The sequence below is a fragment of the Burkholderia sp. MSMB617WGS genome (genome assembly GCF_001532025.2).
Taxonomy (GTDB): Bacteria; Pseudomonadota; Gammaproteobacteria; order Burkholderiales; family Burkholderiaceae; genus Burkholderia; species Burkholderia savannae.
The window spans coordinates 1736987-1750426 of record NZ_CP013457.1; the positions used below are offsets into that span (position 1 = coordinate 1736987).

The window sequence follows — 13440 nt, forward strand, 5'->3', positions numbered from 1 at the left end:
TAGCGCCTTTTCTTGCATGCGGGCCCGGATATCGAGCATTTGCTCGGACAGGCTGGACCTCGGCGCGCCGCCTGCTAAAATCCGCATGCCGCATTGTTATGAAACCCCGATGAAACTGCTTGACGCTCTAGTCGAACAACGTATCGCCGCCGCCGTCGCGCGGGGGGAGTTCGACGATTTGCCGGGCGCCGGCGCGCCGATGGAACTGGACGACGACCTGCTCGTCCCGGAAGAAGTGCGCGTCGCGAATCGGATATTGAAGAACGCGGGCTTCGTGCCGCCCGCGGTCGAGCAACTGCGGGCGCTGCGCAACCTGCAGGACGAGCTGCGCGCGGTCAGCGACCGCGCGACCCGCTGCCGCCTGCAGGCGAAGATGCTCGCCCTCGACATGGCGCTGGAATCGTTGCGCGGCGGCCCGATGGTCGTGCCGCGCGAATACTGCCGCCGCATCGCCGAGCGCCTGTCCGAGCGCGTGCTCGGCGAAGCGCAGGGCGAAGCGGGGGCGATGTGATGCCCGCTGGCGCGCCCGCGTCCGGCGTCGAGCCCAGCGAATCGCAACCGCCGCTTCTGTCAGCCGCCGCCGAGCGCGACCGCCGCTACATGCGCATGGCGCTCGCCGCCGCCGAGGAAGCGCGTGCGGCGGGCGAAGTGCCGGTGGGCGCGGTGATCGTGCGAGGCGACGAGGTGATCGCCCGCGGCTTCAATCATCCGATCGGCGGCCACGATCCGTCCGCTCACGCCGAGATGGCCGCGCTGCGCGCCGCCGCGCGCGCGCTGCGCAACTACCGGATGCCCGGCTGCGAGCTGTACGTGACGCTCGAGCCATGCCTGATGTGCTCGGGCGCGATCATGCACGCGCGGATTGCGCGCGTCGTGTTCGGCGCGCCGGACCCGAAGACGGGCGCATGCGGCAGCATCGTCGACGCATTCGCCGACGCGCGCCTGAACCATCACACGCTGGTCGAAGGCGGGGTGCTCGCGGACGAATGCGGCGCGGCGCTCAAGTCGTTCTTTGCGGAGCGGCGGCAGGCGATCCGCGACGCCCGCCGCGCGCAGCAGGCGCCCGACGCGCCGCCGCGCGAGGATTGAACCGAGCGGTGCGGGGCGCCTCTAAATACGTCTGATCGATTCTTCCCAGCGAATTCATGATTCTCACGCCCCGCATGCCGCGCACGATTCGTCTTCTCGCCCCTTCCGGTTATCCGCACGACCCCGCCGCGATCGATCGCGCGCTCGAACGCCTGAGCGACGAGCGGCATCGCATCGAGAACCTCGACGCGACGCAGCGCCGCTATCAGCGCTTCGCCGGCACCGACGGCGAGCGCGCGGGCGATCTGAACCGGCTCGCCGATCCGTCGCTGCCGCTGCCCGACATCGGTCTCGCGGTGCGCGGCGGCTACGGCGCCGCCCGGATTCTGCACGGGCTCGACTATCGGGGCCTAGAAAGGCGGCTGCGCGATCAGCCGATCGCGCTCGTCGGTCACAGCGATTTCACCGCGATCCAGCTCGCGCTCTACGCGAAGGCGCGCGTGAAGACGTTCGGCGGCCCGATGCTGTCCGCCGATTTCGGCGCGGAGAAGCCGAGCGAATTCACGCTCGCGCATTTCTGGCAGACGCTCACGCAGCCGACGGCGACGATCGTCTCCGACGTGCCGCAAACGCAGGCCGTCAACGCGTCGGGCACGCTGTGGGGCGGCAATCTCGCGATCCTCGCGTCGCTCGTCGGCACGCCCTACATGCCGCAGATCGAAGGCGGAATCCTGTTCGTCGAGGACGTCAATGAACAGCCGTTCCGGATCGAGCGGATGATCTACCAGCTGCATCTCGCGGGCGTCCTCGTGCGCCAGCAGGCGCTCGTGCTCGGCCAGTTCACGGGTGCGCGTCCGTTCGAGTACGACAACGGCTACGACATGCAGACGATGATCGAGCAGGTGCGCGGCGTGATCGGCATTCCGATCGTCACGGGGCTGCAATTCGGCCACGTGCCCGACCTGCTGACGCTGCCGTTCGGCGCGCGCGCGGAGCTCGTCGCGAACGAGCACGGCTTCCGGCTCACGATGTCGGACTATCCGCATCTTTCGGCGTGAGCGCGGGGCGGCCGCCGGCACGGCACGAAAAAGGCGGGCGACCGCCTTTTTTTACGCGTTGCTTCGCAACTAACGGATATAGAGCGCGATTCGCTCGATCTGTCGCGATGCACCAATCGAAGGAAAAATTGTCGACAAAATACAGGCTGCCGATGGCGATTGTGACGACTCAAACGGTGAAGAGTCCCGTCAAATATAGTGAATTGAAGCGTCTGCACCGAATTGATGCGGTTCGGGTGACGTCCCAATCACCCATGTTGTGCAAAATCGATGTGCAAAATTGTTGACAATATTTATGTCCAATCTACGATGCTGTTCATAACGAGATGCGAACCATGACGAAGAAAGATTCCGCGCCGACGGGCGCGAGCCCCGAGTCGATCGCCGAGCGGATGCGCACGGCGATCCTCGAGCATCGGCTCGCGCCCGGCACGAAGCTGACGGAAGCGCAGTTGTGCGAAGTGTTCGGCGTGAAGCGCGGCACGATCCGGCAGGCGCTAGCGCTCCTCGCGACCGATCGGCTCGTCGATCTTGAGCCGAATCGCGGCGCGTTCGTCGCGAGTCCGACGCTGCAGGACGTGCACGAAGTGTTCGAGATGCGGCGCATCGTCGAGCTCGCGGTGATGGAGCGGCTCGCGACGGGACCGGGCGCGAAGCGCCTGAAGGGCGTCGCGGCGATGATCGACAAGGAGCGCAACGCATTCGAGCGGCGCGATTTTCCGGCGTGGGTGCGTTTGTCCGGCGAGTTCCATACCGCGCTCGCGGCGCTCACCGGCAACACGGTGCTGCGCGATTGCCTGGAGGGGCTCGTCGTGCGCTCGACGCTGATGTCGGCGCTGTACGAATCGCACGGGCGCAGCCCGTGTTCGTTCGACGACCATGCGCAGATCCTCGCGGCACTCGAAGCCGGCGACGCGAAGCGCGCGGCGCAACTGATGGCGCACCATCTTCAGCACGTCGAACTGAGGATGCTCGATCGGCCGGCGCAGGGCGCGGTCGATCTGCGCGAGGTGTTCGGCAATCCGGGCTGACGGCCCGGCCGCACGCCTCGAGCGCTCACTGAACTGACGAAATGCCGGGAGGTCGCGTATGCGGCCGCCCGCCAGGGCGGCATCGGGCGACCACGTTCGGGCCGCGATTTCAATGACGATCGCGCGGCTCGTCCGCGGCAGGCAAGGAGATGTCATGGCTCAGTTCAGTGTGGCGCAGCAAGGCGCCTCGTATCGACCGAACGAAGATCGCCCGGGCGACACGGACGGCGCGGCGGCGCCCCCCGGTTACAGCAATCGTCTGTACAACGAAGATCTCGCGCCGCTCGCGAACCAGAGCTGGGGCGCATACAACATCTTCGCTTTCTGGATGTCCGACGTGCACAGCGTCGGCGGCTATGTGTTCGCGGGCAGCCTGTTCGCGCTCGGCCTGACGAGCTGGCAGGTGCTCGTCGCGCTGATCGTCGGCATTTCGATCGTCAACGTGCTGTGCAATCTGATTGCGAAGCCGAGCCAGCAGCTCGGCGTGCCGTATCCGGTCGCGTGCCGAGCGACGTTCGGCGTGCTCGGCGCGAACGTGCCCGCCGTGATCCGCGGGCTCATCGCGATCGCATGGTACGGAATCCAAACTTATCTCGCGTCGAGCGCGCTCGTGATCGTCGTGCTCAAGTTCTTTCCGCAGTGGATGCCCTATGCGGACGTACATCGCTACGGCTTCCTAGGGCTCTCGGCGCTCGGCTGGGCGGGCTTCATGCTGCTGTGGGTGCTGCAGGCGTTCGTTTTCTGGAACGGCATGGAGACGATCAAGAAGTTCATCGATTTCGCCGGCCCCGCGGTGTACGTCGTGATGTTCGTCCTCGCGGGCTACATGGTGTGGCGCGCCGGCTGGCGCAACATCGGCCTCAATCTCGGCGGCGTCAAGTATCACGGCGCCGAGGTGATCCCGGTGATGGTGACGGCGATCTCGCTCGTCGTATCGTATTTCTCGGGGCCGATGCTCAATTTCGGCGACTTCTCCCGCTACTGCGGGCGCTACGGCAGCGTGAAGCGCGGCAATTTCTGGGGGCTGCCCGTCAACTTCCTCGCGTTCTCGCTCGTCACGGTGATCACGACGGCCGCGACGCTGCCCGTGTTCGGACAACTGATCACCGATCCCGTCGAGACAGTCGGCCGCATCGATCATCCGACCGCGGTGATTCTCGGCGCGCTGACCTTCACGATCGCGACGATCGGGATCAACATCGTCGCGAACTTCGTGTCGCCCGCGTTCGACTTCTCGAACGTCGCGCCGCGCCTGATCAGCTGGCGCGCGGGCGGCATGCTCGCCGCGGTCGCGTCGGTGTTCATCATGCCGTGGAATCTCTTCAACAATCCCGTCGTGATCCATTACACGCTCGACGTGCTCGGCAGCTTCATCGGGCCGCTGTACGGCGTGCTGATCGTCGATTTCTATCTGGTGAAGCGCGGCGCGCTGCGGCGCGACGATCTGTACACGATGTCGACGGACGGCGCGTACTGGTATCGCGACGGCGTGAACCGGCGTGCGATCGCGGCGCTGCTGCCCGCGGCCGCGATCGCCGTCGCGTGCGTGATGGCGCCGGCATTGTCCGGGCTCGCGAATTTCTCGTGGTTCATCGGCGCGGCGCTCGGCGGTGCGTTCTACCGCGCGCTCGCGCAAGCGAAAGCATGACGGAGTCCGTATGAAGATCAAGCTGATCAATCCGAACACGACGCAGCGAATGACCGACGCGATGGGCCGCTGCGCGCGCGAAGTCGCGTCGGCGGGCACGGCGATCGTCGCCGTGAGCCCGACGATGGGGCCGCCTTCGATCGAGGGCCATTACGACGAGGCGCTCGCGACGCCGGGCCTGCTCGCCGAAGTCGCGGCGGGCGAGCGCGACGGTTTCGACGGCTACGTGATCGCGTGCTTCGGCGATCCGGGGCTGTACGCGGCGCGCGAGCTCGCGCGCGGGCCGGTCGTCGGCATCGCGGAGGCGGCGATGCACGCGGCGAGCGTGCTCGCGCCGGGCTTCTCGGTCGTGACGACGCTCGCGCGCACCTGCGGAATGGCATGGCACCTCGCGGAGCGCTATGGAATGAAGCGCTTTTGCCGCAACGTGCGCGCGACCGACGTCGCCGTGCTCGACCTCGACAGGCCGGGCTCGGCCGCGCGCCGCGTGATCGTCGACGAATGCCGGCGCGCGCTCGACGAGGACGGCGCGGACGCGATCGTGCTCGGCTGCGCGGGGATGGCGGAATTCGCGCACGAGATCGAGGCGGCGATCGGCGCGCCCGTCGTCGAGGGCGTGACGGCAGCGGTCAAATGGGCGGAGGCGCTGATCGCGCTGAAGCTCGCGACCGCGAAGCGCGGCGATTTCGCGCGGCCGCTCGCGAAGCGCTACGACGGCGAATTCGCACGCTTCAGCCCGGGCGGGGCGGCGGTGCTCGAGCGAGCGCCGGCCGCGGGCGCGGCGGCGTGCGATGCGGCCTGCGATGCGGTGCGCGATGCGGCGGGTGCGGCGCGCGCCGCCGCTGCGTCCGGCATGGCGCCGCCCGACATCGCCACGCCGGACACCGCGACGTCCGCCATTTTTCCGCAACCGCACATACATTCCGTCTGACCCGCACTATCCGTGCCCCCGTATGGGCGGTCCGAGGCGTTTTCGCTACACTGGGCCATCCGTCGCATCGGCCGCGCAGCGCCCGTTTCCGGGCGTCGCGCGGGCGGCGCGAAACCGCTGACGGGGCATCACTTCGCATCCAATCATGGCATTCGATCCCAACTATCCACGCGATCTGATCGGCTACGGCCGACATCCGGTGCAGGCGAACTGGCCGGGCCGCGCGCGCGTCGCGGTGCAGTTCGTGCTCAACTACGAGGAGGGCGGCGAAAACTGCGTGCTGCACGGCGATCCCGCCTCCGAGCAGTTCCTGTCCGAGATCGTCGGCGCGGCCGCGTATCCGGCGCGCCACATGAGCATGGAGTCGATCTACGAATACGGCTCGCGCGCGGGCGTGTGGCGCATCTTGCGCGAGTTCGACAAGCGCGGGTTGCCGCTCACGGTGTTCGGCGTCGGCATGGCGATCGAACGGCATCCGGAGCTCGCGCGCGCGTTCGTCGAGCTCGGCCACGAGATCGCGTGCCACGGTTGGCGCTGGGTCCATTATCAGGACATGTCGCCCGAGCGCGAGGCCGAGCACATGAAGCTCGGGATGGAGGCGATCGAGCGCGTGACGGGCGTGCGTCCGCTCGGCTGGTACACGGGCCGTGACAGCCCGAACACGCGTCGGCTCGTCGCCGAACACGGCGGCTTCCTGTACGACTCCGACTATTACGGCGACGATCTGCCGTTCTGGATGGGCGTCGAAGTGTCGGGCGGCGCAACGGTGCCGCAGTTGATCGTCCCGTACACGCTCGACACGAACGACATGCGCTTCGCGACGCCGCAAGGCTTCAACACGGCGGATCACTTCTTCCACTACCTGCGCGATGCGTTTGACGTGCTGTACGAGGAGGGCGACGAAGCGCCGAAGATGATGTCGATCGGCATGCATTGCCGGCTGCTCGGCCGTCCTGGGCGCTTGCGCGCGCTGCAGCGCTTTCTCGATCACGTCGAGCGGCACGATCGCGTGTGGGTCACGCGCCGCGTCGACATCGCGCGCCACTGGCGCGAGCATCACCCGTATCAGCCTGCTCGACGCGAGGGGGACGCATGATGAAGGCGATGCACTACACGCTCGAGCAATTGAACGCGATGTCGACGGACGCGTTCGTCGCGGCGCTGTCCGGCATCTTCGAACATTCGCCGTGGGTCGCCGAGGCGGCCGCGCTCGAACGGCCGTTTCGCGGCGTCGACGCGTTGCACCGGACGATGAAGGACGCGGTCGAGAGCGCGGGCGACGCGCGGCAGCTCGCGCTCATCAACGCGCACCCGGAGCTCGCCGGCAAGGCGGCGGTGCGCGGCGAGCTGACGGCGGAATCGACGCGCGAGCAAAGCGGCGCGGGCCTCGATCGCTGCACGCAGGAGGAGTTCGACAAATTGCAGCGGCTCAACCGCGCATATCGCGAGAAATTCGGCTTTCCGTTCATCTTCGCGGTGCGAGGCTACGACCGGCACGGGATCATCGCGAACTTCGAGGCGCGCGTCGATCATTCGCGCGACGAGGAATTGCGCGCGAACCTCGAGCAGATCTACCGGATCGCGCGCTTCAGGCTCGACGATCTGATCGGCGCGTGAGCGCCGGCCGGGCGCTTCGATCGGCCCGGCGTCTGCGGGCGGCCGCCGCTTGCCGCTCGTCGCTTGCCGCTCGTCGCGGCGCGGCTGCAGGCGAAACGAAGAAGAATCACGCGATGCGCGGCGCGGCAGGTTCGCCGCGACGACACCGCCGCGACGCGCCCGGCGCGCCGCATCCGCCGCCATGCGCGCGCGATCGCGCGCCGCAGCGGCTTCCCACTCATCACGCAGCACGCACATCACGACAAGGACACTACGATGGCTCTTCCGCTTTCCGATCCGAACGCACCCGAGTTCACGCGGCGTTACGTGAATCTCGCCGATCCGCGTCTCGGCGCGCAGGCGCTCGAGGCGAGCGACGATTTCTTCGCGCCGAAGGAGCGCATGCTGAATCCCGAGCCGGCCGTGTTCATCCCGGGCAAATACGACGATCACGGCAAATGGATGGACGGCTGGGAGACGCGCCGCAAGCGCACGACGGGCTATGACTGGTGCGTCGTGAAGCTCGCGCGTCCCGGCGTGATCAAGGGGCTCGACATCGACACGAGCCATTTCACCGGCAATTTCCCGCCCGCGGCGTCGATCGAGGCCGCGCACGTGGCCGACGGCGCGCCGAACGACGCGACGAAGTGGGTCGAGATCATGCCGTCGACGACGCTGCAGGGCAACAGCCATCACTACGTCGAAGCGCGCGACGCGAACGCTTATACGCATCTGCGCGTGAACATCTACCCGGACGGCGGCATCGCGCGGCTGCGCGTGTACGGCCAGCCGCAGCTCGATTGGGCGGGCACGAGCAAGTCCGAGCTGTTCGATCTCGCGGCGATGGAGAACGGCGGCTACGTCGTCGCGGCGAACAACCAGCACTTCGGTCTCGCGTCGAGTCTGCTGCTGCCGGGCCGCGGCGTGAACATGGGCGACGGCTGGGAGACGCGCCGCCGCCGCGAACCGGGCAACGACTGGGCGATCATCGCGCTCGCGCAGCCGGGCGTGATCCGCAAGATCGAAGTCGACACCGCGCACTTCAAGGGCAATTATCCGGACCGCTGCTCGATTCAGGCCGCATACGTGACGGGCGGCACCGACAGCTCGCTCGTCACGCAGGCGATGTTCTGGCCGGTGCTGCTCGGCGAGCAGAAGCTGCAGATGGACAATCAGCACTATTTCGAGGCGGAGCTCGCCGCGCTCGGCCCCGTCACGCACGTGCGGCTGAACATCGTTCCGGACGGCGGCGTGTCGCGGCTGCGCCTGTGGGGCACGCTCGACCAATGAAGACGCTCGCGATCGAACCATTGACGCGCGCGGCATTCGCGCCGTTCGGCGACGTCATCGAGACGAACGGCGCGAAGCAGATCCCGATCAACCTCGGCACGACGATGCGCTTTCACGATCTCGCGCGCATCGACGTCGCCGACGAAGGCGGGCGGCCGCTCGTGAACCTGTTTCGCGGCCAGCCGCGCGCGCTGCCGTTCGAGGTGACGATGCTCGAGCGGCATCCGCTCGGCAGCCAGGCGTTCATTCCGCTTGCGGATCGGGCTTACATCGTCGTCGTCGCGCCGGCGGGCGATCTCGATCCGTCGAAGATTCGTGCGTTCGTGACGAGCGGATGGCAGGGCGTGAACTATGCGAAGGGCGTCTGGCACCATCCGCTGATCGCGCTCGGCGAGGTGAGCGACTTCGTCGTCGTCGATCGCGGCGGCGATGGGCTCAATCTGAACGAACAGGATCTGTCCGAACCGCTGTGGCTGACCGACGATGCGTTGCTGGCGGTGAGCGCATGACGCGCATAAAACAGGCATGAAGCATGAAGCGGCGCTGACGCGCCGCAACGCAACGCAACGCAACGCCCGCGCCTCGTGCGCGGGCTTTTCTTTTCTTGCCGCGCCGTGTAGCGGCGTACTTCGTTGCTGTTGCAACCGTCATGCGGCGGCGCGCGGCACGGCGGCGGGCTCGGCTTCGTATGCGCGCTGCAACGGCGCGACGCACGAGCGCGCGTCCGGCAGCCGCGTAACGCAGGCCCGATGTTTCGCGATGGCGCGTGTCCGGGAGTTCACCACGACCGCGCCCCCGATGGCGGGCGACTCGTCTCGTGACACGTCGCGGTTGCGCCGCGGCGCGTCAACTGGCAGCGCGGGATCTGCATCGTGACGCCGCTCGGCATATCGGCGTTCGGCCACGCGGCCGTTTCGCCGTTCCGGAGCGCGAGATTCCGGATCGAGCCTTCGCCGAGGCGGCCGCGCACGGGAAGGCGGTGCACGTCGTGTATCCCGAGTGCAGCCGCGACCATTCGCGCGCCGTCGCGTTTCGCGCATGATGGGTGGCGAAGAGCGCGTCACTGAGGCAGTGCAGGATGGCCGAACGCGGCCAACGCGGCGCGCGGTGACGGTTGCTCGATTGCGATGGGCGCGCATCGTCCGCGGTGCGCTGCCGCATGCCGTCGGCGGCGCTGACTCGAAGCCCGCGCCAAATGCAACGGGCCCGCCGAAGCGGGCCCGCCGGCAACGCGCGCGGCCTTCGTCACTTCGTCACTTCGTCGCGCCGCTGCCGAACCAAGCGGCGATCTGCGTGCGCTCGCCGTCCGTCATGTGCGTGACGTTGCCGATCGGCATCGCCTTCAACTGCACCGCCTGTTGATAGATCCGCGGCGCATTCTGCGCGATCTCGTCGGGCGTATCGAACATCACGCCGGCGGGCGCGCTGCCCATCAGCGTCGGCTTCGCCGAGTGGCACGCGACGCAGCGCTGCTGCAGGATCGGGGCGATGTCCTTGATCGCGAGCTTCGGCGCGTTCGCGGCCTGCGCTTCGGGCGCGATCGGCTTCGGCATCGTCGCGACGAGCGCGAGCATCATCAGCGCGACGCCGCCGAGCGGCAGATACCACAGCTGCCGGCCGCGATGCCGCATCACGAAGAACTGACGAATCAGCGCGCCCGCGAGCATGATGACGACGAGCACGATCCAGTTGTACTTGTTCGCATACGTCATTGCATAGTGGTTCGACAGCATCGCGAACACGACGGGCAGCGTGAAGTACGTGTTGTGCACGGAGCGCTGCTTGCCGCGCTTGCCGTAGATCGGATCGGGCGTCTCGCCCTTGAGCAGCTTGTCGACCATCTTGCGCTGGCCGGGGATGATCACGAAGAACACGTTGGCCGTCATGATCGTCGCGAGCATCGCGCCGACGATCAGATACGCGGCGCGGCCCGAGAACACATGGCAGGCGAGGTACGCGGCCGCGACCACGTAGAGGCCCACGAACGCGCCGAGCAGCGTGTCGCGGTTGCCGAGCAGGCGGCACGCGCAGTCGTAGACGATCCAGCCCGCGAGCAGGAAGCCGAGCGCCGACGAGACCGCGACGACGGGGCCCATGTCGAGCACGTTCTTGTCGATCAGGTACGTGTTCGGCGCGAGCAGGTAGAGCACGAGGAAGAGGCCGAAGCCGGACATCCACGTCGTGTACGACGGCCACTTCGACCAGTGCAGGTCTTCCGGCATCTCGGGCGGCGCGACGAGGTACTTCTGCATGTTGTAGAAACCGCCGCCGTGCACGTGCCAGAGCTCGCCGAACACGCCGCGCGCCTTCAGCCGCGCGTCCTTCGGCGGCTTGAGGCTATTGTCGAGCGCGACGAAATAGAACGACTCGCCGATCCACGCGATCGCGGCGACGACGTGCAGCCAGCGGATCGCGAGATTCAGCCAGTCGGTGATGAAGCCTTCCATGAAACTCCTCCTGAGTCGATCGTTGTCGTTCGTGGGCAGCGATGCGTGGTCAGCTGCCGCGATAGGTGCTGTACGACCACGGCGACACGAGAAGCGGCACGTGATAGTGCGCGGCGGGGTCGGCCACGCCGAAGCGCAGCACGACGAGATCGACGAAGCGCGGCTCGGGCAGCGCGACGCCCAGCGCGGCGAAGTAGTCGCCCGCATGGAACACGAGTTCGTAAGTGCCGGCCGCGAGCGCGTCGCCCTCGAGGAGCGGCGCGTCGCAGCGGCCGTCGTCGTTGGTGAGCACCGTCTTAAGCAGCCGGCCGCCGTCGCCCGAGACCGCGTGGAGTTCGATCTTGATCGCGCCGCCCGGGCGGCCGTGCGCGGTGTCGAGTACGTGGGTAGTGAGCTTGCCCATTCGCAATGTCCTTGTGTAGTTGCGAGGATCGGCGGCGGCTCGATCCGGTGATGCTGCGGCGGATCGAGGCTCCACGTCAGTGGCTACATACCCGTCGGCGGATCGAAGCGAGCGCCGTGCAGCCATTGTAAAAAGGTTCGCTCGCGAAACGATGAGCGATAACGAAGATAATGCGCGCCGCATGAGCGCGCGTCCATGCGCACGGACGCGCGCGGACGCGCATGGGCGCGTGGCCGCGGCGCTCGCGGGATATGGCGGGTTTTTGCGTCGTTCCGATGACGGACGCGGCCGGACATATCGGCCGCATGAAGGCGATCATGCGCGCGGCCCGCTTGCGCCGCGCCGCGGATTGCGCGATGCTCGGCCGGTGCGCGGGTGCGGGATCGGCCGGTGAGGCCGAGGCCCTGCGTGCATCCCGAAGACGGCGGGCACGCCGGGTAACCGGGCCAGGGCGTTCGAACGGACGCGGCGGCGCGGTGCGTGCCGCGCGTCGCGTTCGAGCGGGACGGCCGCCTCGGCGGCCGAACGATACGGAGATCGAACGACGATGGAACGACACCCGAGCGCGCGCGCCGGCGCGCAACCCCTTTCCCCGAATCGTCCGAAGACGCTCGTCGTCAAGCACGCCGACATGCTCGTGACGATGGACGGCGCGCGCCGCGAACTGCGCGACGCGGGCCTTTACGTCGAAGACAACCGGATCGTCGCGGTCGGGCCGAGCGCCGAGCTGCCCGCGCACGCGGACGAGGTGCTCGATCTGCGCGGCCATCTCGTGATTCCGGGGCTCGTCAACACGCATCATCACATGTATCAGAGCCTGACGCGCGCGATTCCCGCCGCGCAGAACGCCGAGCTGTTCGGCTGGCTCACGAACCTGTATCGGATCTGGGCGCACCTGACGCCGGAGATGATCGAGGTGTCGACGCTGACCGCGATGGCCGAGCTGCTGCTGTCCGGCTGCACGACGTCGAGCGATCATCTGTACATCTATCCGAACGGCAGCCGGCTCGACGACAGCATCGCGGCCGCGCGGCGCATCGGCATGCGCTTTCACGCGAGCCGCGGCAGCATGAGCGTCGGGCAGAGCGACGGCGGGCTGCCGCCCGATGCGGTCGTCGAGCGCGAGGCGGACATCCTGCGCGACACGCAGCGCGTGATCGAGGCCTATCACGACGACGGCCGCTACGCGATGCTGCGCGTCGTCGTCGCGCCGTGCTCGCCGTTCTCGGTGAGCCGCGGCCTCATGCGCGACGCGGCGGCGCTCGCGCGCGACTACGGCGTGTCGCTGCACACGCACCTCGCGGAGAACGTGAACGACGTTGCGTACAGCCGCGAGAAATTCGGGATGACGCCCGCCGAATACGCGGAGGATCTCGGCTGGGTCGGGCGCGACGTGTGGCACGCGCACTGCGTGCAGCTCGACGAGCCGGGCATCGCGCTGTTCGCGCGCACGGGCACGGGGGTCGCGCATTGCCCGTGCTCGAACATGCGGCTCGCGTCCGGCATCGCGCCCGTGCAACGGATGCGTCTCGCGGGCGTGCCGGTCGGGCTCGGCGTCGACGGCTCCGCGTCGAACGACGGCGCGCAGATGGTCGCCGAGGTGCGCCAGGCGCTGCTGCTGCAACGCGTCGGATTCGGACCCGATGCGATGACGGCGCGCGATGCGCTGGAGATCGCGACGCTCGGCGGCGCGCGGGTGCTGAACCGAGACGACATCGGCGCGCTCGCGCCCGGGATGGCGGCGGATTTCGTCGCGTTCGACCTGCGTGCGCCGCAGTTCGCGGGCGCGCTGCACGATCCCGTCGCCGCGCTCGTGTTTTGCGCGCCGGCGCAGGCGGCGTACGGCGTCGTCAACGGGCGGGTCGTCGTGCGGGAAGGGCGCTTGACGACGCTCGAGATCGAGCCGCTCGTCGCGCGGCACAACGCACTCGCGCGAACGCTCTACGAAGCCGCGCGCTGAGCGGCGCGTCGGGCGGCGGCGCGGCGCGCGCGGCTGGGTACCCGGTT

13 protein-coding genes are annotated in these 13440 nt (G+C 68.0%); 11 read left to right on the forward strand and 2 right to left on the reverse strand.

Annotated features, from left to right (window positions below):
• The first annotated feature begins 109 nt into the window (after positions 1-109).
• The 10 genes from WT60_RS08660 to WT60_RS08705 all read left to right on the forward strand — a co-directional run bounded on the left by WT60_RS08660 (position 110) and on the right by WT60_RS08705 (position 9092).
• A complete protein-coding gene (locus WT60_RS08660) occupies positions 110-511 on the forward strand; it encodes a DnaJ family domain-containing protein (protein WP_038745060.1) in 402 nt (133 codons plus the stop codon).
• Complete coding sequence (tadA, locus tag WT60_RS08665) at positions 508-1089, forward strand: tRNA adenosine(34) deaminase TadA (RefSeq protein WP_038745062.1); 582 nt, start codon at positions 508-510, stop codon at positions 1087-1089. The genes WT60_RS08660 and tadA overlap by 4 nt, the downstream gene beginning before the upstream one ends.
• A 56-nt stretch (positions 1090-1145) precedes the next feature.
• Complete coding sequence (gene ldcA, locus WT60_RS08670; RefSeq protein ID WP_059574558.1) at positions 1146-2087, forward strand: muramoyltetrapeptide carboxypeptidase; 942 nt, start codon at positions 1146-1148, stop codon at positions 2085-2087.
• 335 nt (positions 2088-2422) lie between these two features.
• Positions 2423-3118, forward strand: a complete 696-nt coding sequence (locus WT60_RS08675; RefSeq protein WP_038745067.1) for a GntR family transcriptional regulator — start codon at positions 2423-2425, stop codon at positions 3116-3118.
• Between the two features lie 154 nt (positions 3119-3272).
• Positions 3273-4766, forward strand: coding sequence for an NCS1 family nucleobase:cation symporter-1 (locus WT60_RS08680; protein WP_197419406.1), 1494 nt, complete (start codon positions 3273-3275; stop codon positions 4764-4766).
• A gap of 10 nt (positions 4767-4776) precedes the next feature.
• A complete protein-coding gene (locus WT60_RS08685; protein ID WP_060355290.1) occupies positions 4777-5697 on the forward strand; it encodes an aspartate/glutamate racemase family protein in 921 nt (306 codons plus the stop codon).
• 145 nt (positions 5698-5842) lie between these two features.
• On the forward strand, positions 5843-6793 hold the full coding sequence (puuE, locus tag WT60_RS08690) for an allantoinase PuuE (RefSeq protein WP_038745073.1): 951 nt from the start codon (positions 5843-5845) through the stop codon (positions 6791-6793).
• Positions 6793-7314: a 2-oxo-4-hydroxy-4-carboxy-5-ureidoimidazoline decarboxylase gene (gene uraD / locus WT60_RS08695; RefSeq protein ID WP_038745137.1), complete on the forward strand. Its 522-nt coding sequence runs from the start codon at positions 6793-6795 to the stop codon at positions 7312-7314. The genes puuE and uraD overlap by 1 nt, the downstream gene beginning before the upstream one ends.
• 255 nt (positions 7315-7569) lie before the next feature.
• The gene (alc, locus tag WT60_RS08700; protein ID WP_060355306.1) at positions 7570-8583 is read left to right on the forward strand and encodes an allantoicase; all 1014 of its coding nucleotides are present in this window, start codon (positions 7570-7572) and stop codon (positions 8581-8583) included.
• Positions 8580-9092, forward strand: coding sequence for an ureidoglycolate lyase (locus tag WT60_RS08705; protein ID WP_038745075.1), 513 nt, complete (start codon positions 8580-8582; stop codon positions 9090-9092). The genes alc and WT60_RS08705 overlap by 4 nt, the downstream gene beginning before the upstream one ends.
• A gap of 744 nt (positions 9093-9836) precedes the next feature.
• Here WT60_RS08705 and WT60_RS08715 read toward each other — a convergent pair.
• Together WT60_RS08715 and uraH are read right to left on the reverse strand one after the other, a co-directional pair.
• Positions 9837-11030, reverse strand: a complete 1194-nt coding sequence (locus WT60_RS08715) for a urate hydroxylase PuuD (RefSeq protein WP_038745077.1) — start codon at positions 11028-11030, stop codon at positions 9837-9839.
• Between the two features lie 49 nt (positions 11031-11079).
• Positions 11080-11433, reverse strand: coding sequence for a hydroxyisourate hydrolase (gene uraH, locus WT60_RS08720; protein ID WP_038745079.1), 354 nt, complete (start codon positions 11431-11433; stop codon positions 11080-11082).
• A 547-nt stretch (positions 11434-11980) separates the two neighbouring features.
• On the opposite strand from uraH, the gene WT60_RS08730 reads away from it, so the two are divergent.
• Positions 11981-13393, forward strand: a complete 1413-nt coding sequence (locus WT60_RS08730) for an 8-oxoguanine deaminase (protein ID WP_060355289.1) — start codon at positions 11981-11983, stop codon at positions 13391-13393.
• Positions 13394-13440: the final 47 nt, after the last annotated feature.